Genomic DNA, 17,202 nt, shown 5'->3' on the forward strand with positions numbered 1-17,202 from the left:
CCTCACTTCGGCGCGTTGTCTTCACCCACCAGGGCAACGCTATAGAAGCCGTTGTCCTGCAGCGAGTTCATGACCTGCATGAAATCGCCGTAGCGGGTGCCGCGGTCGGCGCGGATGAAGATCCGCTCGTCCGCAGGATTGCGACGGCCGATCTGCCCCGTGAGTTCGGGACCGATCTCTTCCAGTTCGACCGGGAAGTCGCCGAGATAGGCCCGACCATTGCTCGTGATTGAGATATAGATCGGGACGGGCGGGTTCGTCTGAGGCGGAGCGACAGCCGTTGGCAACTTCACTTCCACGGACGGGGTCGCCAGGGGCGCCGCGACCATGAAGATGATCAGCAGAACAAGCATGATATCAACGAACGGTGTGACGTTGATCTCACTGTTCTGCTCGACCTGATACTTGCCGCCGCCGCCGCCTGAAAGTTTGGCGGCCATCTGGCTTACGCTCCCTTGTCGAGGTTACGCGAGATGGCGTTGGTCAGCTCGGCGCTGAAGCCGTCCGAACGGGTGCCGTACGCCGAGATGCGGGTGTTGAAGTAGTTGTAGAAGATAACCGCGGGAATAGCGGCGAACAGACCGATACCGGTGGCGAGCAGGGCCTCGGCGATGCCGGGGGCGACGACGGCCAGGTTGGTCGTGTTGGTGTTCGCGATACCAATGAACGAGTTCATGATGCCGTAGACGGTGCCGAACAGACCGATGAACGGACCGGTCGAACCCACCGAAGCGAGGAACTGCTGGCCGCCCGAAAGGCGCTTGGCCAGGCCGGCCTGAACGGCGGCAACGGCTTGCTGGGCGCGCATCAGGGCCGAGTCGGCGTGATCGCCGGTGACCGAGAGGCCTGCCTGACGCGACAGCTCGATTTCGTCGGTCGCCGCGGCGGCCATATCGGCCAGCGGGTTGCCGTCGAACTCGTCCGACGTCGCGACCTTGCGCATGTCGGCGATGGTGCGGGTCTGACGGAAGGATTCAAGGAACTGGTCGGTCTTGCGGTTCAGCGAGCTGAACTCGAACAGCTTGATGAGCAGCAGCACCCAGGAGAAGACCGAGGCGAGCAGAAGGCCAACCATGACGACCTTAACGACCGGGTCGGCCGCCATGAACATGCCGGCCGGGGTCAGTTTGCCGTGCTGTTCGCCGCCGACGACGGCGGGCTCGGGCTCGGCGGCGGCATCAGCGGCCGGGGCAGCGGCGGCGGCAGCAGGAGCTGCGGCGGCGGCCGGGTCGGCGGCTGGGGCGGGGGCATCCTGCGCGAGAACCGGCGTGCTGGCCATGAGGACGGCGGCGCCGGCCATGGCCAGGAGGATGTTGGTCTTCTTCATATCGAACATAGTTCGCCAGTTCCTGCTGTTTTAGTCTGACTTGTGGAACCCAAAAGAACGGCCGCAGACGACGACCGTCCTCGATGAAATACTCGCCCTCAGCGACAGGGTTACGGAAACCCTGGTCTGCGGAACGCCTGGTAACGCTTCCGGTTGCCAACTGGCACCCGGCGCGGCGTCGACGAACCGGGAAACCGTTTTCCCTCTCCGCCGACCGCCCGCAAAGGAAAGCGGTCAAGCTCCTTTGGCGAACGCATACCAGAGCGTCAAGTGCGGGACGGTGCTTTTCCCCTCGCGGGGGAGCCAACGTCTCCACAACCGATTCTTCCGGCGCGAAAGCGACATTTTCGTGATGATCGGGGACGGCTTCGACTCTTCGTCAGAAGGGCGATGGTGCCTGGGGGCGGATTCGAACCACCGACACGTGGATTTTCAATCCACTGCTCTACCAACTGAGCTACCCAGGCGCACGCGTCGCGGCGCGGAGGCGGCGTCTATAGGCGAGCACTCCGGGGGTGTCCAGCCGTCAGATCAGTCTTCTTCGGGGTCGTCCCTCGGAACGTCGCCGCCGCTGTCCGGCAGGACATATCCGCCCGTGAACCAGCGCTGCAGATCCACGTCGGCGCAGCGCTTCGAGCAGAACGGCCTGTAGGCCTCGGCCGCGGGGTGGCGGCGGCAGATCGGACAGGTCGCCATGGTCATACCGCCTCCAGCACGAACGCGCCGGGTGCCAGCGCGGCGTCCGCCACAAGATCGGCGCGCGGCCCCAGTTTCGCCACCCCCGGAGTGGCCAGCCCGGCCTCGTCCGGGGCGCAACGGGCGCGGACGCGGGGCGTGGTCGTGTCGGACAGCAGATGGGCCCTCAGTGCGCGCACCACGTCCTGCGCCCGCTGTTCCGGTCGGCGGCGGCCCCCGGGCCCGTTCAGGATTTCTTCCAGCGGCGTCAACCGCCACGGCAGCGACAGCTGCAGCACGCCGAACCGGTTGACCGGACCAAAGGCGACGTCCGGGTCCATTCCGAACGCCTGCCGCGCGGCCCCCAGAATCGCCTCTCCGTCATGTCCCACGCCGATCAGGTCGATCGCCACCAGCCCGCCCCAGCGCTTGAGCCGGATCGAACGCGCCGCCTCGACCAGTCCCTGACGATTGGCTCGCGCCCGCGCCGGTGCCCCGGACGAGACGCCCGGCACCGGCGACAGGTCCAGGTCGACCGCGACCAGGGCGCGCGTGCGCTCGACCCGCAGGTCCAGCCCGGTGTCGGGGAATATCCGTCCGGCCGCCATGGCCTCTTCCTCGGCCTCGAGACCCGCCTCAATTGCGGCCAGGCCCGTGATCACCGGCACCCCGGGAGCGAGCCGGGCCAGCGTGTCCGCCACCGTCGGGCCTTCGACCAGCACGCGCGGGTCGCCCTGCCCCGGCCCCATCAGCCGCAAGGTCGGGCCCTTGCGTTCGCGCGGCTCGGCCACGACCTCGACCTCGACCTTCTGGCCGACCGCGAGCGGGTTCGGACCCCTGAACGGAAGAAAGCCCGGCAGCGGGCCGGTGCCCAGATCGACGAAAGCGCCCTTCAGACCCGGTTGCACGTCGATGATTCGACCGACCGACCGGGTGCCGAGGCGATGGCCGGCGACCGCGTCGTCGCGCTGGAGCAGCAGATGATGGAAACGGCCGTCCCGCGAGACCATGCCCCGGACCTCGCCGGGGGTGTCGTCAAGGAAGACCTCGACGGTCACGCCCGCCAGCCCGCGCCATTCAGAAGATTGACCGCCTCAAACAGGGGCAGGCCCATGACGGCGGGATAGCTGCCGACCAGACGGGTGACGAAGGCCCCTGCCCGGCCCTGGATGCCGTACCCGCCGGCCTTGCCGCGCCATTCGCCCGCGGCGACATAGGCGGCGATCTCGGCGTCGGCCAGGACCTTGAACGACACCCGGGTGTCGACCACCCGGTGCGTGGTCCTCACCCCCGCGGTCACCGCCACACCGGTGAAGACCCGGTGGTTGCGGCCGGACAGCAGTTTCAGGAACCGGACGGCCTCGGCCTCGTCGGCGGGCTTTTCCAGCAGGCGTCGACCGACGGCCACCACCGTGTCGGCGGCCAGCACCACCGCATCGGGCGCCCCGGCCGCCACGGCCTCGGCCTTGGACACGGCCAGACGCGCGGCGAGGCGCGACGGCGTCTCGTCCTTCAGCGGTGTTTCGTCGATGTCGGCGGGTTCGACGCGATCGGGGGTGATCCCGACCAGCGCCAGCAGTTCGATGCGGCGCGGGCTGGCAGAAGCCAGCACGAGTTCCGGACGGCTCATTCGAGCCCGTCCTTACTTGAAGCGATAGGTGATGCGGCCCTTGGTCAGGTCATAGGGCGTCATCTCGACCAGAACCTTGTCGCCGGCCAGCACGCGAATGCGGTTCTTGCGCATCTTGCCGGCGGTGTGGGCGATGATCTCGTGGTCATTGCCTTCGAGCAGCACGCGGAACGTCGCGTTCGGCAGCAGTTCGCTGACGACGCCGGGAAACTCGAGCAGTTCTTCCTTAGCCATGCGGCCTCTCGCGCCCTGCAAATACAGGCTTGTACGCGCGCCGGGCGAAAGCGCGCGTCATTAAGGAGCGGGCCTATGCATGAGATCGCGCCAAAAGTCGAGGTGAAGCAGAAGAGTGGCTAGTGGCTGGTGGCGAGTGATTGAAGCGCACCTGCTTGCGGAAGGTTGACCCTGGCAGTCCGGCTCCGACGGCGTCAGCCAGCCACCAGCCACTAGCCCCTCGGCGTCATCCCCGCCGATAAAGCGCCGTCACCAGGGTGAACAGCCGCCGAGCCGTTTCGTGGTCGATGTCGATCTTGCCGTCCAGGCGCGCCTTCAGAAGCTCGGCCCCTTCGTTGTGCAGGCCGCGGCGGCCCATGTCGACGGCCTCGATCTGGGCGGGAGATGTGCCGCGCAGGGCTTCGTAATAGCTGTCGCAGATGGCGATATAGTCCTTCACCACCTTGTTCAGCGGTGTCAGCGACAGCCCGTGGACCCGGTGAAAATCCGGTCCCGTGATCTCGAACGCCAGCCGTCCGTCCACCATCGCCAGCTTCAGCGCATAGGGACCGCCGGCGGCACCCGCGGGCTCGAAGCTGTTCTTCTCGACCAGGTCAAAGATCGCGACCCGCCGCTCATGCTCGATTTCGGCGGTCGCCGACGACAGGGTCGCGGCGTCCAGATCGATCGAAGTCAGCCAATGTTTTCCGGAATTGGGATCGCTCATGCCGGGTCCGCCTCTTCGCCGGCGTGCGTCGGGGCCAGCCGGGCCGGCCAGCGCTCGGACAGGTCGGTCAGGACCGCGTCGAGGCATTCTACGTCGATCCTCAGGTCGCCGCCGCCCGCGAACATCAGAATGACCCGTCCACCGGGAGCCTCATCTGGCGCGAATTCCATGGCCAGCAATTCCAGCGCGCTTTCCGGCAACCGCGGCAGACGGCGGCTCTTGACCGCCGTCACATCACCGAACTGCATCGCGGCCATCACCCGCGTGCCGCCGCATTCCCAGCAGAACCGGCTCAGCTTCAGCGTCACCCGCCGCGCCGCCGGCTCCCAGACGATATCCACGGGCCGCATGATGGCGTCCTGCAGGGCCGCCGAAATGATATGCAGGTCGTCGGCGTCCTCGGCCAGCAGGCGCAGCGGCTCGGGCGGCGTCACCGCCGCTTCGCTGCCCTGTTCGTGGGCCTCAGTGCTCATTCCCGTCGTCCTTGATCCGGCGGATGTCGGCACCACAGGCGCTGAGCTTTTCTTCCAGCCGCTCGAAGCCGCGGTCCAGATGATAGACGCGTCCGACGGTGGTCTCGCCCTCGGCCGCCAGACCCGCGATCACCAGACTGACCGAGGCCCGCAGGTCGGTGGCCATCACCGGCGCCCCGTGCAGCACCGGCACCCCCCGCACCACCGCCTCACCGGCGTGAACCGAGATGTCGGCTCCCAGCCGCGCCAGCTCGGGCGCGTGCATGAAGCGGTTCTCGAAGATGTTCTCGTGGATGACGCTGTCGCCCTCGGCCGTCGTCATCAGGGCCATGAACTGCGCCTGCAGGTCGGTGGCGAAGCCGGGATAGACCTCTGTCGCCACATTGACGGCCTTCAGCCGCTGCGCCGGGTCGCGCTTGACAATCACGCCATCGGCGGTCGGTGTCACCTCGACCCCGGCCTCGATCATCTTTTCGGTCAGCGCCGTCATCAGCTCGGGCCGCGCCTTCGTCAGCCGCACCTCGCCCCCGGCCATCGCGGCCGCCACGGCGTAAGAGCCCATTTCGATCCGGTCGGGAATCACCGACCAGGTCGCGCCGCCCAGCGACGTCACCCCCGTGATCGTCAGCACGTCGGTGTCGATCCCCTCGATCTTCGCACCCATGGCAGTCAGGCAGCGCGCCAGATCGCCGATCTCGGGCTCGCGGGCGGCCTTGCGCAGGACCGTCGTCCCCTGCGCCAGCACAGCGGCCAGCAAGGCGTGTTCGGTCGCCCCGACCGAGACGAATGGAAACTCGATCTCGGCCCCCTTCAGCCCGCCCGGTGCGCGGGCAGTGACATAGCCCTCGTCCAGCTCGATCTCGGCCCCCAGAGCCGTCAGCGCCTGGAGGTGCAGATCCACCGGACGGGCACCAATGGTACACCCCCCCGGCAGCGAGACCTTGGCCTCGCCCGTCCTTGCCAGCAGCGGGCCCAGCACATTGAAAGACGCCCGCATCTGGCGAACCAGATCATAGGGAGCAAAGGTCGAGGTGATCTGGCCGGCGTGGAACAGCGTCTCCTGGCCGTCGGCCCCGTCGCGCTGATCGACCTCGACGCCCAGCTCACGCAGCAGGCGGCCAAGGAATTTGGTGTCCGCCAGACGCGGCATGTTGGTCAGCAACAGCGGCTGATCGGTCAGGATCGAGGCGGCCATCAGCTTGAGGGCGGAATTCTTGGCGCCGCTGACCGGAATCGATCCGTTCAGGCGGGCGCCCCCGATGATGGCGATACTGTCCATGTCGTCTCTTGCGACCCCTGCGGGAGGCAAGGGGATCGGCTATCTAGCCCGGACGGTTGCGATTGCGAAAGGCCGGCGACGTCTCCGGCGATGACATTCAGTTGCGCGGCGCGGCCGTCTTCCCCGGGTGGCGGGCCGCCTTGCGCCGTCGCAGATTGTCGCGAAGCGCCGTGGACAGCCGTTGGGCCCGCGCCGTGGCCGGGGTTTTCGGCGCGGCCAGCGGGTCCGGCAGACTCGTCGGCAATTCGGGCTTCGGCCCTTCGGTCTTCGACTCATCCATGAGTCGAGGAGAGCCCGCGCCGAACTTTTCCGCAAGCGCCTGAAACGCTTCTGTTATGCCTTGAAGGACGCTGGCCGTCAGGGTTCGGGCCGTTGGCCAATCGGCGTTCGGACCACTTTTGTGGCTTATGCGAAGCAAAAGTCGTTCAAGGGCTTCCCCCGTCGTCCCCGGTTGGCTATATCGCCGCTTCCTCAGAACAGGCCGCCGTAGCTCAGTGGTAGAGCGCATCCTTGGTAAGGCTGAGGTCGTGGGTTCGATTCCCCCCGGCGGCACCACTCTGAAACCCTGACGGGGCCTGACCTTGCGGTCAGGCCCCGTTTGCGTTCGCCTCCTGAGTTTTCACGACCCGCACAACGAAAAAGCCCCGCCGGCTGTACCGGCGGGGCTCTCATCACGCGTTGTCGCGAGAATTAATCGCTCTCGGAATCGTCGTCCGAGGCAACCACGACGGTCGCCACGATGACGGCCGCACCGATGAGCAGCACCGGCAACGGGATACCGGAGAACTCGCTGGCCTCATCAGCCGAGGCGCCCACGCGGTCGCCGACGCGAACGGTCGACACATTATTGGCTGCAGCCGCTTGACCGGCGACCAGCAGCAGACCCGCCGTGACGGCGATGATGGTTTTCTTCATGGCGACTACTCCTGTGGCCGGGTTGGTATTGAACGCCTGAGTTGGCATCAGGCATCATGCCATACAACTCATGGCATTGACGATCTGCGTAACAGCCCAACACGACAGAATTATCAAGCTGAGGCTTTCAGACAACGCCCGACGCGAGAAACCGTTGCCCTGTGTCGAGCCGGTAACGAAATTCCACGCGGTGGCGACGCAATTGCCCCGCGATCCGTCTGCGCTTACCGGGAGTCGGGCAGTTGCGGTTTGACCCGTGGCTGAGGATTCGGCGGCCCCCCGGGCCGCATGACGCGGGCCTCAAACTGGGCTGCAGCCCCCGGGCGATTTCCCGGGAAGGCGTAACCGCTGTCGTCAAAAGCCGCGCCACCGAACGGCTGACCGTCCAATCCACCATAGCCATAGCCGTAGCCGTAGCCGTAGCCATAGCCATAGCCATAGCCACCGTAGGGATAGCCGTTCTCGACCTGACGGTAGCTGAGACTGAACCGGCCGTTCTCGCCGATGGGGCCGGATACCGCCACGCCATAGTCGCGATAGCCGCCCGTTCCGATGGATACGCTGACCTCGCCATGCGGCTTGCCGTCGTCAAGCGCTGGGCGCGACTCACGGTCATAGGGCCTGTCGTCTGCGGAGCGGGTGGCGATCCAACGGTCGATCTGCTCATCGGTCGACAGATTATGTGGCACGCCTGCCTGGGCCGCGCCGACGACCGACGGCACCGAAGGCTGGATGGTGGCGGCCAGATCAACGCTGGTCGCGGGGGCGGTGGTGACGACGCCGTCAGGATCTCCGGACGCGAATGCACCGGCCATCAGCATTGCGGTGATCAGCATGGGCCCAACTCCTGTACGGTCGTCACACTAGCAGCAAATACGGCCAAGATCAGGCGTCTCCATCGCCCCTGCCCAGGGGGTCCGGCAGCGGCGAACCCTCGGGGACGAAGCTCAAGGCCACCGAATTGATGCAGTAGCGCAGGCCGGTCGGCCCCGGTCCGTCGGGAAAGACATGACCCTGATGGCTGTCACAGCGTGCGCAGCGGGTCTCTGTCCGCGACATGCCCCACGAGCGGTCGGTAATCGCCTTGACGTGCGTCGGGTCGACCGGCTCCGTGAAACTCGGCCAGCCTGTCCCGCTCTCGAACTTGGTCTCGGTACGGAACAGCGGCAGCCCGCATTCGCGGCAGCAGAAGACCCCCGGCCGTTTCTCGCCCAGCAAGGTCCCGCAGAACGGCGCCTCGGTGCCATGGGCCAGAAGCACGCGCTTCTCCTCGGCGGACAGATCGGCCTCCAGCGCGACGCGTTGCCCGTCGCTGGGCGGCGTCAGGTCGTAACCGGACGGAGAATGCAGGCCGGGGGCGATGTCTGTTTCAGTCATGTCATCCACTTAGGAACCGGTCGGGTCATGCGCAAACCGGGTGCCGGAACTCGCACGTCCGCAAACCGTTCTGGCTGTATGCGTAAGGATGCCGACAAGGACCTGATCACTCAGCCGCTCACGCCGACGGCGAAGCACGGCATCGTGGTCGTCAAGGATCCGCCGTATGCGGCCATGAGCCTGTCCCCGGACGCGGCCGAGATTTCGGGCCTTCGCCTCGTCGATGCCGCTGACCGGGCGCGCAAGCGCGACTAGGTCCAATCCACATTCGGCCGCTCCGCTGATTATCCATCAAACACCGTCTTTCCGGGGCCGCGGAGCGGAACCCGGAATCCAGGAGACCGGACTCGCCATTGGGCCGTGGGGCGGGCGGCGGCGTCCAGACTCCTGGATTCCGGGTTCTTGCCCCGGCTACCCCGGTCCCAGCCCCGGAATGACGGGGAGTGATAGCGGGGTACCGACGTCTGAATGTCGATTGAACCTCGGCGACTCACATATCCCGAAGAAAAAGGCCGGCCAGGGTTCCCCCTGACCGGCCTTTTCTGTGGTGTTGGCGGCTGGATCAGGAGCCGAACAGGCTTGCGACCCAGGTCCTCACGGCCGTCTCATCAGCCGGGTTGCCGGTGTAAACCAGGCCCTGCGCCGGGGTGTAGGGCTGGTTGTTGGCACGCGGGCGCGAGGTCCACGCCTTGTGGCCGTAGCTGAGGTCCGAATAGTTCGACGGCAGCCGCATCACGGTCGGCTCGACAAAGATCGAGTCCGTGGCCGTAGTCGAACCGACGATGCGCACGTTCGGCAGCTTGGACAGCAGGTCGAGCGTATCGAGGCAACCGCCCGAGCAGCCGGCGTCCACCAGCACAACCACCGGACCGGCGACCGGGTTGGCGGCACCCGTGTCGGCCACCGCGGCGCGTCCCGCCAGGGTGAAAGTCGGCTGGCCGGCGGCGATGGCGGCGTCGAAGGCGGTTACGATCTCGCGGGTCTGCTCGATCACGGGTCCGGCTTCCTGCACGAACTGCGGGTCCGCCTCCATGCGACCCAGCGCGGCGGCGTACCAGTCACGATTCCCCTGGGTAGCGCGGTAGGTCAGTTCGCCGGCGGCCGGTTGACGGCTGACGGTGAACTCCGGCGTCCAGATGCGGTTGGCGAGGCCATAGCCGCGCGCGGTCGAGGAGTTCAGGCCCGAGCCCGAGGCGGCGCGCAGGTCCAGCACGAAGCCCTGGGGTCCGCGCAGGGTCGCGGCCTGACCCTCCACGGCGGCGTTGAACGCCTGCCAGCCGGCGCTGTCCGCGAAGGAATGGACGTGCAGCCACGGGCGACCGTTGACGGTCTCGACCGCCAGCGGGGTTGCGGGCGGCATATAGACGGTCGCGCGGTACGCGGCCTCCAGATCACCAGCGACCAACGGCACCGGACGGATCTGGATGTCGCGCGGACGGCCCCGGCCCGACTGGAAACTGCACATCGACGGCACGCCGGCGGCGAACGGGTTATTCCGGTTCCAGAACAGATAGGGCGCCGAGGTCACACGGCCGGCTTCCGTTTCGAGGTTGCCTTCCCAACGGTCCAGCTTCTTGCGGGCGAATTCCTCGATCGGGGTGAGGTTACACTCAACCACCGTGTCGCCGACCCGGGGCGCACCGCTGACGCCTTGCTTCACATAGGTGACGACATATTTGCCGCCGCGCCAGCCGGTCGTGAAACCGGGCCAGCTGGTGCCGAAATACGGGCCCATCCCCTCGAAGGTCGGGGTGATGGCGATGTTGGAGTCGCGGAAGCCGGCGGCATAGTAGCGCATCAGATAGGCGTGGGCGTCGCCGCTGTTGGCTTGACCGGCGCGGCCCAGGGCATCCTGAAGGCCCGTGTCCAGCCAGCTCCGGAAAGCCTGGCTGGCCGCACCGGGCACGGCGGGGGCGGGATGGTTGGCGGCCAGTTCGTCATGCGCCCTCTGCAGGTCCTGACGGGCGAGAGCGCGGAAGTCCTGGGCCGCAACCGGGCCGGCGCTTGCCGCCAGGGTCAGTGCCGCAGCAGCGGCGAAAGTCAGGAAACGGGACATCAGGTCAGGCTCCGGGCCAAATAAGCGGGACGGGGGAGTGGACGAAAATGATCGGGCGTCGATGAACGGGACTGGAACGGCTTTAACCCCATCGGTACAGGCTTTGCCAAGCCCGAACGCCGGTCGGTTGAACGCGGCCTCGGTTTACTCCCGCCGGAACGCGGCCTAATCGGGGCGAACCCGCCCCGCCGCGATCACGTTCGCTTCAGATTCAAAGACACATGTTCTCAAAGATCCTGATCGCCAATCGCGGCGAAATCGCTGTCCGCATCATCAAGACCTGCCGCAGGATGGGCATCCGGACCGTCCAGGTCTATTCGGAAGCCGACGCCGGCTCGCTGGCCGTCGAGATGGCCGACGAGACCGTCCTGATCGGCCCCGCGCCTGCCGCACAGTCCTATCTGTTGCAGGACAGGATCGTCGAAGCCGTGCGCCAGACGGGTGCCGAGGCCGTCCACCCCGGCTTCGGCTTCCTCAGTGAGAACGCCACCTTCGCGCGTCGGCTCGAACGGGAGAATGTTAGTTTCATCGGTCCCAACCCCCATGCCATCGAGGCCATGGGCGACAAGATCACCTCCAAGAAATTCGCCGCCGAGGCCGGCGTCTCCACCGTTCCCGGTCACATGGGCCTGATCGATACGCCCGCCCACGCCGTCGAGATCGCCAACCAGATCGGCTATCCGGTCATGATCAAGGCCTCGGCCGGCGGCGGCGGCAAGGGCATCCGCGTTGCCCACTCCGACGCCGACATGGCCGAGGGCTTTGCCGCGGTGAAGGCCGAGGCGCTCAACGCCTTCGGCGACGACCGGGTCTTCCTCGAGAAATTCATCATCGACCCGCGCCACATCGAGATTCAGGTGCTGGGCGACAAACACGGCAACATCGTCCACCTGTTCGAGCGCGAATGCTCGATCCAGCGCCGAAATCAGAAGGTCATCGAAGAGGCCCCGTCCCCCCTCCTCGACCCCGAGACCCGCGCCGCCATGGGGGCCCAGGCCGTCGCCTTGGCGCGGGCCGTGAACTACGACAGCGCGGGCACAGTCGAATTCGTGGCCGGGCAGGATAAATCCTTCTTCTTCCTCGAGATGAACACACGTCTTCAGGTCGAACATCCGGTGACGGAACTGATCACCGGCGTGGATCTGGTCGAGCAGATGATCCGTTCGGCCTGGGGCGAAAAACTGGCCTTCGGGCAGGAGGATCTGGCCATCAACGGCTGGGCCATCGAAAGCCGCATCTATGCGGAAGACCCCTACCGCGGCTTCCTGCCCTCGATCGGCCGTCTGGTCCGCTATGAGCAGCCCGAGGAAGGCCCCCATCCCGACGGCTACACCATCCGCAACGATTCCGGCGTCCGCGAGGGCGACGAGATCTCCATGTTCTACGACCCCATGATCGCCAAACTGTGCGCCTGGGGCCCGACCCGCGATGCGGCCCTGACCGGCATGGCCCGCGCGCTGGAGGACACCCATCTGGCCGGCGTCGGCCACAACGTCCCCTTCCTCGCCGCGGTGATGGACCAGCCGCGCTTCCAGAGCGGTAATATCTCGACCAGCTACATCAAGGACGAGTTCCCCGACGGCTTCCACGGCCTGCTGCCCGATCGTCGCCAGACCGACATCCTGATCGCCGCCGCCGCCGCGATGAACGAGATCGCCGCTGAACAGTCCGGCGACCCGTCTGACCGCACCGACTGGATCGTGCTGATCGCCGCCCAGGGCCAGGGCACCTCAGGCCCCGGCGAGGCGCACGGCGTCTCTCTCGGCTATGACGACGACGAGGCCCTGTCGCTGGAGCTGGCGGGCGAAGACCGCGCCCTGCATCTGTCCGACATCGACTGGCGGCCCGGACAGGCCCAGTTCCGCGCCACCCTCGACGGCCAGCCCTTCACCGCCGAGGTCGCCCGGGTCGCCGACGGCTTCGTCATCCGCCACCGCGCGGCCCGCGCCCGCGTCCGCGTCCTGACCCCGGCCATCGCCGCCCTCTACGCCCGCCTGCCCGAAAAGGTCGCTGCCGACACGAGCAAGCTGATCCAGTCCCCCATGCCCGGCCTGGTCGTTGCCATCCCCGTGACCGTCGGCAAGGAGGTCAAGACCGGTGAAACCGTCGCCATCATCGAGGCCATGAAGATGCAGAACATCCTCAAGGCCGAGCGCGACGGGGTCGTAAAGGCGGTCGGTGCCAGGGCCGGTGACCCGGTCGCGGCGGATGACGTCCTAGTGGAATTCGAATAGATTCGGCAGGCTCACAGCGTATTGATTTCCTGACCAAGCGGCGGCTAGTAGGGAAACTTGCTCGCGCGCCACGACGGGTATCGGCTGAGATCTGTTTTGGCTCGTCAGGGGATCGGGTTGACCAAGGACTCCTTCCGCCGGTCGCGCGTGTACGGTTACGGTCTCGCCATCGTGGCGTGGGCCATAGCCTTTGTCGTCCGGTTCCTGCTCTCGGACTGGTTTCCTCAGGGCTTCCCCTATCTGACCTTCTTTCCGGCCGTTGTCGTCGTGGCCTATTTCGCCGGCGTTCGACCCGCCATTCTGACCGCGGTATTGTCTGGCCTGACCGCGTGGTGGTTCTGGATCGGAACAGCGGGTTTTGATCTCGGCCCTGCGACGGCTGTGGCGCTCGGCTTCTATGTGGCCGTAGTGACGGTCGACATCTTCTTCATTGTCGGAATGGACTCCGCGACGCGCAGGCTGGCGGTTGAAGTCGAACGAAGCGCAGCCCTCGCCAACAGCCGGAATCTGCTCCTCAAGGAGGTGCAGCATCGGGTGTCGAACAATATCCAGGTGGTCAGCGCGCTGCTTCGGCTGGAAGCGTCGGCGACCCAGGACCCCGGGGCCCGTCGGGCGCTCGACGAAGCCTCCGCGCGCACCGCCACGATCGCGCGAATCCAGCATGGACTGGCTGACGTCGACGGCCGGGCCACGCCGTTCGACTCGTTCGCCCGACCGATCGTAAGCGACGCACTGGCGGCCGCCGGTCGGACCAACGTCACCTTCGAGATCGCGCCGACCACAATAGCGCTCGACGCCGAGGAGGCGACGCCGGTGATGCTCACCATGCTCGAATGCGTCAACAATGCCCTGGAGCACGGGCTGGCGAACCGCGGCGGGCGCATCTCCATCATCCTCACGGATGACGCAGGGGAACGTCGCCTGCAGGTTGTTGACGACGGGGAAGGGTTGAAGAAGGACTTCGCCCTGGCGACCAGTGGAAGTCTCGGGCTGCGTATCATCGCCGGTATGGCAAGACAGCTGGGCGGGTCCTTTACGCTTGAGGACGCCCATCCCGGTGTTGTGTCGCGGCTGGCCTACCCGTCTCCGGTGACGGCAGGGGTCGGGATGCCGCTCTCGCCACTGCGGTCGCACACGGCAGATCCAGGGCCGCAGCGCGCCACCGAGCCAGGGACGACCACAACCGGACTAGCCATGAGTCCACAGCGCTTGGTAACGCGCTTAGGGCGTTCGAAGGGCGGTGGGGCCCCGGCCTCGTCTCAAGCCGGTCGGTGGGCTACAGCGTCGCCGTCATCGTGTCCGCCGGTTGAACCGCCGCCTCGATGGCCGCCATCAGGGATCCCGGCGTGATCGGCTTGGCCAGATGGCTGTCGGCACCGGCGTCGGCGGCGTCCTGCAGGTGCTGGGCCATGGCATTGGCGCTGAGCATGATCAGGGGCGTGCGCGGGCGGCCCGCGGACTGTTCGGCGGCGCGGATCGCGCGGGTAGCGGTCAGGCCGTCCATGACCGGCATCTGCATGTCCATCAGAATCAGGTCGAACGCGCCCGCGGTGAAGGCCTCGACCGCCTGTGCGCCGTCGCCGACGGTCGTCACCTCCATGCCGCCGCCGGACAGGATGGCCTGGACGACCCGCTGGTTCACGGGATGATCCTCGGCCAGCAGCACTTTCAGCGGTGCGTCCCCGATCCACGGCGTCCGGCCGACGGCGACGGAGACCTGTTCGGCGGCACGCGCCTTTGCGGCGTCGGCGGCGGCGTCGTGGGCGGCGACCGAGCGGGTGCGCGACAGGGGAATGGAGACGGTAAAGCAGCTGCCCTCGCCCGGCTGCGACTGAACCCTGATCTCGCCGCTCATGATCTCGACCAGGGAGCGGCAGATGGACAGGCCCAGGCCGGTGCCGCCGAAGCGGCGGGTGATGGTGCTGTCTGCCTGGCTGAAGCGCTGGAACAGGGTCTCCCCGGCCTCCGCATCGAAGCCGACGCCGGTGTCGCGAACCGCGAGCGTCAGCATGGCGACGCCGGGCTCGGGGGTGTCGTCGGCAACCTCGATCAAGACCGCGATCTCGCCCTCAGGGGTGAATTTGACGGCATTGGACAGGAGATTGGACAGCACCTGTCGAATGCGGGTGGCGTCGCCGAGGAAGTCGCCCCGCGCGCCGGGGCCGCGCTCGACGTGGAAGGCCAGACCCTTGGCCTCGGCCTTGACGCGGGCGGTGCCGATGACGCCGTCCAGCTCGCGCTCGAGATCCATGTCCCCGACCGAGAAGTCCAGATGGCCGGCCTCGATCTTGGCCACGTCGAGGATGTCGGACACCAGCCGCTCGAGGGTCACACCCGACTGTTCGATCAGCTCGACCAGTTCGCGCTGGGCCGATGTCAGCTCGCCCTGGGCCAGCGCGCCGATCAGTCCGATGACCCCGTTCAGCGGCGTGCGGATCTCGTGGCTCATATTGGCCAGAAAGTCCGTCTTGGCCTGGTTGGCGACCTCGGCCGCAGCCTTGGCCTCCAGCAGTTCGCGTTCGGCCGCCACCCGGTCCGTGACGTCGCGCGCCACCCCGTAGATGCGGTCGCCGACCCGGCGCGCCCGCCACTCCAGCGTGCGGTACTCGCCGTTCTTGTGGCGATAGCGGTTGATGAAGCCGGTCACCGGATCGGCCGGACCCCGGTTCTCGACCTCGATGACGCTCGCCTGCGTGGCCGCCTGGTCGTCGGGATGGAGCAGGCGAAGGAGCGGCAGGCCTTCCATCTCATCGGGCCGGTGACCCAGGACGGTCTCCCAGGACGGACTGGCGCGGACCACCCGCCCGTCCAGTTCACGCACCACCAGCAGGTCCAGCGAGACCTCGAAGAAGGTCCCGAGGATGTCCAGCCCGTCGACATCCGGATCGGTTCGTGTCGCGAGCGAGGGCATCGTGCCGGGAACTCCTGCTGCTGTCAGACTCCACCCTTCACACGTCCGGGTTAACAACGGACTGCGTCTGGGCTCGGCAGAGTGAGGCCCAGCACACTTGTGTCTTTGGCGACGTCGGCTACCTTCGGTAGGCACGGAGGTTGCCATGACCCACCACCCATTCCGCGTCGACGGTCGACTCTCGCGCCTGCCTTATTTTCTCTGGCTGCCAGCTTGGGCAATCGCGCTGTTGCTGGCGCAACCGGTGGTTCTGGGTCTATCCGGCTTTGCAGAGAGCGGCCTGATGCTCGACCAGCTTCTGAAGGGCAACTACGAGGCCTATGGTGCCGCTGTGGATCGTGCGGTTCACGCGACCGACGCCTGGGCCATCCGTTATCTTGTTCTGGGTCTCTTGTTTGTCGGCATGTTCGGCACATTCCTCGCCCTGACGGCCCGCCGCCTGCACGACATCGGACGGCCGGGCTACTATGCCTGGATTTCAATCATCCCCTTCGTGGGCGTCCCCGCCGTCTTCGCCGTCCTGATTCTCTTGCCCGGCGACGCCGCTGCAAACCAGTACGCGCCCGCGCCTCGCGGGCGCGGCCTGCAGCCAGCCCGCGGTGCCTCCCCGGCAGAGGCCTGACGTCATCGGTCAGGGCTGTCTCAAATCAGTCCCACGCCATCCACCACAGCCCCGAACACCCGCCCGAAGCTCGCCTTGAGTGCTTCGTCCGCCTCGTCCATCGTCGCCAGCACGCCCAGATCGACCAGGCTGGTCACGCCGTGTTCGGCGATGCCGCACGGCACGATGCCACCGAAATGGCTGAGATCGGGCTCCACGTTCAGGCTGATCCCGTGGAAGCTGACCCATTTGCGGACCTTGACGCCGATGGCGGCGATCTTGTCCTCGCGTGACCAGCCGGGCCCTTTCCGCTCCACCCAGACCCCGACCCGGCTCTCCCGGACATCGGCCGGCACGCCGAACTCGCCCAGGGCACCGATGACCCACTGCTCCAGGCCGCGCACGAAAGCCCGCACATCCTTCCCGCGCGTGTTCAGGTCCAGCATCACATAGGCCACGCGCTGACCGGGCCCGTGATAGGTGAACTGCCCGCCCCGCCCCGTCCGGTGAACCGGAAACCGGGTCGCATCCAGCAGATCGTCGTCCTTCGACGAAACACCGGCGGTGTAGAGCGGCGGATGTTCCAGCAACCAGACCAGTTCGGCCGCCTCGCCCGCGGCGATGGCCGCCGCCCGGGCCTCCATGGCCGCCACGGCCGCCTCGTAGCCGACCAGCCCCTTCGAGACCGCCCATTCGACCGGCCGACCATCGGCGCGAACCAGTTTTGACGCGGCTGAACTTAAGGCTTGGGAAAGCATGATGCCTCCAATGTGGGGACCGGGAG

At 66.9% G+C, this 17,202-nt stretch carries 19 protein-coding genes and 2 tRNA genes; 5 read left to right on the plus strand and 16 right to left on the minus strand.

What is annotated here, in order from left to right:
- Window positions 1-2: 2 nt before the first annotated feature.
- From ACP7AS_RS11790 to murA, 10 genes are all read right to left on the minus strand, one after another.
- Window positions 3-440 (minus strand): ExbD/TolR family protein, encoded by a 438-nt coding sequence (locus ACP7AS_RS11790; RefSeq protein WP_426029058.1) that lies wholly within the window; start codon window positions 438-440, stop codon window positions 3-5.
- A 5-nt stretch (window positions 441-445) separates the two neighbouring features.
- Window positions 446-1,336 (minus strand): tonB-system energizer ExbB, encoded by an 891-nt coding sequence (exbB, locus tag ACP7AS_RS11795; RefSeq protein WP_426029059.1) that lies wholly within the window; start codon window positions 1,334-1,336, stop codon window positions 446-448.
- 382 nt (window positions 1,337-1,718) lie between these two features.
- Window positions 1,719-1,794: transfer RNA gene (locus ACP7AS_RS11800), tRNA-Phe, on the minus strand.
- Window positions 1,795-1,858: 64 nt separating this feature from the next.
- Window positions 1,859-2,023: a DNA gyrase inhibitor YacG gene (locus ACP7AS_RS11805; RefSeq protein ID WP_426029104.1), complete on the minus strand. Its 165-nt coding sequence runs from the start codon at window positions 2,021-2,023 to the stop codon at window positions 1,859-1,861.
- 2 nt (window positions 2,024-2,025) lie between these two features.
- Window positions 2,026-3,060 (minus strand): ribonuclease E/G, encoded by a 1,035-nt coding sequence (locus ACP7AS_RS11810; RefSeq protein WP_426029060.1) that lies wholly within the window; start codon window positions 3,058-3,060, stop codon window positions 2,026-2,028.
- Window positions 3,057-3,632 (minus strand): Maf family protein, encoded by a 576-nt coding sequence (locus tag ACP7AS_RS11815; RefSeq protein WP_426029061.1) that lies wholly within the window; start codon window positions 3,630-3,632, stop codon window positions 3,057-3,059. The genes ACP7AS_RS11810 and ACP7AS_RS11815 overlap by 4 nt, the downstream gene beginning before the upstream one ends.
- A 12-nt stretch (window positions 3,633-3,644) precedes the next feature.
- Window positions 3,645-3,866 carry a translation initiation factor IF-1 gene (gene infA, locus ACP7AS_RS11820; protein WP_013269122.1) on the minus strand — a complete coding sequence of 74 codons (222 nt, stop codon included), beginning with the start codon at window positions 3,864-3,866 and terminating at the stop codon, window positions 3,645-3,647.
- A 226-nt stretch (window positions 3,867-4,092) separates the two neighbouring features.
- Window positions 4,093-4,572, minus strand: coding sequence for a UPF0262 family protein (locus ACP7AS_RS11825; RefSeq protein ID WP_426029062.1), 480 nt, complete (start codon window positions 4,570-4,572; stop codon window positions 4,093-4,095).
- Window positions 4,569-5,045 (minus strand): DUF2948 family protein, encoded by a 477-nt coding sequence (locus ACP7AS_RS11830; RefSeq protein ID WP_426029063.1) that lies wholly within the window; start codon window positions 5,043-5,045, stop codon window positions 4,569-4,571. The genes ACP7AS_RS11825 and ACP7AS_RS11830 overlap by 4 nt, the downstream gene beginning before the upstream one ends.
- On the minus strand, window positions 5,035-6,324 hold the full coding sequence (gene murA / locus ACP7AS_RS11835) for a UDP-N-acetylglucosamine 1-carboxyvinyltransferase (protein ID WP_426029064.1): 1,290 nt from the start codon (window positions 6,322-6,324) through the stop codon (window positions 5,035-5,037). The genes ACP7AS_RS11830 and murA overlap by 11 nt, the downstream gene beginning before the upstream one ends.
- A gap of 480 nt (window positions 6,325-6,804) precedes the next feature.
- Here murA and ACP7AS_RS11840 point away from each other — a divergent pair.
- Window positions 6,805-6,879: transfer RNA gene (locus ACP7AS_RS11840), tRNA-Thr, on the plus strand.
- Between the two features lie 135 nt (window positions 6,880-7,014).
- Here the strand turns inward: ACP7AS_RS11840 and ACP7AS_RS11845 are convergent.
- The 3 genes from ACP7AS_RS11845 to msrB all read right to left on the minus strand — a co-directional run bounded on the left by ACP7AS_RS11845 (window position 7,015) and on the right by msrB (window position 8,616).
- Window positions 7,015-7,239 carry a hypothetical protein gene (locus ACP7AS_RS11845; protein ID WP_426029065.1) on the minus strand — a complete coding sequence of 75 codons (225 nt, stop codon included), beginning with the start codon at window positions 7,237-7,239 and terminating at the stop codon, window positions 7,015-7,017.
- A gap of 224 nt (window positions 7,240-7,463) precedes the next feature.
- The gene (locus tag ACP7AS_RS11850) at window positions 7,464-8,075 is read right to left on the minus strand and encodes a hypothetical protein (RefSeq protein WP_426029066.1); all 612 of its coding nucleotides are present in this window, start codon (window positions 8,073-8,075) and stop codon (window positions 7,464-7,466) included.
- A gap of 49 nt (window positions 8,076-8,124) precedes the next feature.
- A complete protein-coding gene (msrB, locus tag ACP7AS_RS11855) occupies window positions 8,125-8,616 on the minus strand; it encodes a peptide-methionine (R)-S-oxide reductase MsrB (protein WP_426029067.1) in 492 nt (163 codons plus the stop codon).
- 78 nt (window positions 8,617-8,694) lie between these two features.
- On the opposite strand from msrB, the gene ACP7AS_RS11860 reads away from it, so the two are divergent.
- Complete coding sequence (locus ACP7AS_RS11860) at window positions 8,695-8,871, plus strand: hypothetical protein (protein ID WP_426029068.1); 177 nt, start codon at window positions 8,695-8,697, stop codon at window positions 8,869-8,871.
- 307 nt (window positions 8,872-9,178) lie between these two features.
- Here ACP7AS_RS11860 and ACP7AS_RS11865 read toward each other — a convergent pair whose 3' ends face one another.
- Entirely contained in the window at window positions 9,179-10,672 is a 1,494-nt protein-coding gene (locus ACP7AS_RS11865; RefSeq protein ID WP_426029069.1) for a hypothetical protein, read from the minus strand.
- Window positions 10,673-10,893: 221 nt separating this feature from the next.
- Between ACP7AS_RS11865 and ACP7AS_RS11870 the strand changes: the two genes are divergently transcribed.
- Window positions 10,894-12,906 carry an acetyl-CoA carboxylase biotin carboxylase subunit gene (locus ACP7AS_RS11870; protein WP_426029070.1) on the plus strand — a complete coding sequence of 671 codons (2,013 nt, stop codon included), beginning with the start codon at window positions 10,894-10,896 and terminating at the stop codon, window positions 12,904-12,906.
- 117 nt (window positions 12,907-13,023) lie between these two features.
- The gene (locus tag ACP7AS_RS11875; protein ID WP_426029071.1) at window positions 13,024-14,256 is read left to right on the plus strand and encodes a sensor histidine kinase; all 1,233 of its coding nucleotides are present in this window, start codon (window positions 13,024-13,026) and stop codon (window positions 14,254-14,256) included.
- On the opposite strand, the gene ACP7AS_RS11880 is transcribed toward ACP7AS_RS11875, so the two are convergent.
- On the minus strand, window positions 14,183-15,817 hold the full coding sequence (locus tag ACP7AS_RS11880) for an ATP-binding protein (protein ID WP_426029072.1): 1,635 nt from the start codon (window positions 15,815-15,817) through the stop codon (window positions 14,183-14,185). The two genes, ACP7AS_RS11875 and ACP7AS_RS11880, sit on opposite strands and share 74 nt — an antisense overlap.
- A gap of 145 nt (window positions 15,818-15,962) precedes the next feature.
- On the opposite strand from ACP7AS_RS11880, the gene ACP7AS_RS11885 reads away from it, so the two are divergent.
- Window positions 15,963-16,439, plus strand: coding sequence for a DUF805 domain-containing protein (locus ACP7AS_RS11885; RefSeq protein WP_426029073.1), 477 nt, complete (start codon window positions 15,963-15,965; stop codon window positions 16,437-16,439).
- Between the two features lie 20 nt (window positions 16,440-16,459).
- Here ACP7AS_RS11885 and lipB read toward each other — a convergent pair whose 3' ends face one another.
- Window positions 16,460-17,176 carry a lipoyl(octanoyl) transferase LipB gene (gene lipB / locus ACP7AS_RS11890; RefSeq protein WP_426029074.1) on the minus strand — a complete coding sequence of 239 codons (717 nt, stop codon included), beginning with the start codon at window positions 17,174-17,176 and terminating at the stop codon, window positions 16,460-16,462.
- Window positions 17,177-17,202: the final 26 nt, after the last annotated feature.

The sequence above is a fragment of the Brevundimonas sp. TWP2-3-4b2 genome, from assembly GCF_049897345.1.
Lineage (GTDB): Bacteria > Pseudomonadota > Alphaproteobacteria > Caulobacterales > Caulobacteraceae > Brevundimonas.

Excerpts from the sequence above, each read along its gene's own strand:
- ACP7AS_RS11790 (WP_426029058.1), bottom strand. The coding sequence starts at position 440 with ATGGCCGCCAAACTTTCAGGCGGCGGCGGCGGCAAGTATCAGGTCGAG.
- exbB (WP_426029059.1), bottom strand. The coding sequence starts at position 1,336 with ATGTTCGATATGAAGAAGACCAACATCCTCCTGGCCATGGCCGGCGCC.
- ACP7AS_RS11805 (WP_426029104.1), bottom strand. The coding sequence starts at position 2,023 with ATGGCGACCTGTCCGATCTGCCGCCGCCACCCCGCGGCCGAGGCCTAC.
- ACP7AS_RS11815 (WP_426029061.1), bottom strand. The coding sequence starts at position 3,632 with ATGAGCCGTCCGGAACTCGTGCTGGCTTCTGCCAGCCCGCGCCGCATC.
- infA (WP_013269122.1), bottom strand. The coding sequence starts at position 3,866 with ATGGCTAAGGAAGAACTGCTCGAGTTTCCCGGCGTCGTCAGCGAACTG.
- ACP7AS_RS11825 (WP_426029062.1), bottom strand. The coding sequence starts at position 4,572 with ATGAGCGATCCCAATTCCGGAAAACATTGGCTGACTTCGATCGATCTG.
- ACP7AS_RS11830 (WP_426029063.1), bottom strand. The coding sequence starts at position 5,045 with ATGAGCACTGAGGCCCACGAACAGGGCAGCGAAGCGGCGGTGACGCCG.
- murA (WP_426029064.1), bottom strand. The coding sequence starts at position 6,324 with ATGGACAGTATCGCCATCATCGGGGGCGCCCGCCTGAACGGATCGATT.
- ACP7AS_RS11845 (WP_426029065.1), bottom strand. The coding sequence starts at position 7,239 with ATGAAGAAAACCATCATCGCCGTCACGGCGGGTCTGCTGCTGGTCGCC.
- ACP7AS_RS11850 (WP_426029066.1), bottom strand. The coding sequence starts at position 8,075 with ATGCTGATCACCGCAATGCTGATGGCCGGTGCATTCGCGTCCGGAGAT.
- msrB (WP_426029067.1), bottom strand. The coding sequence starts at position 8,616 with ATGACTGAAACAGACATCGCCCCCGGCCTGCATTCTCCGTCCGGTTAC.
- ACP7AS_RS11860 (WP_426029068.1), top strand. The coding sequence starts at position 8,695 with ATGCGTAAGGATGCCGACAAGGACCTGATCACTCAGCCGCTCACGCCG.
- ACP7AS_RS11865 (WP_426029069.1), bottom strand. The coding sequence starts at position 10,672 with ATGTCCCGTTTCCTGACTTTCGCCGCTGCTGCGGCACTGACCCTGGCG.
- ACP7AS_RS11870 (WP_426029070.1), top strand. The coding sequence starts at position 10,894 with ATGTTCTCAAAGATCCTGATCGCCAATCGCGGCGAAATCGCTGTCCGC.
- ACP7AS_RS11880 (WP_426029072.1), bottom strand. The coding sequence starts at position 15,817 with ATGCCCTCGCTCGCGACACGAACCGATCCGGATGTCGACGGGCTGGAC.
- ACP7AS_RS11885 (WP_426029073.1), top strand. The coding sequence starts at position 15,963 with ATGACCCACCACCCATTCCGCGTCGACGGTCGACTCTCGCGCCTGCCT.
- lipB (WP_426029074.1), bottom strand. The coding sequence starts at position 17,176 with ATGCTTTCCCAAGCCTTAAGTTCAGCCGCGTCAAAACTGGTTCGCGCC.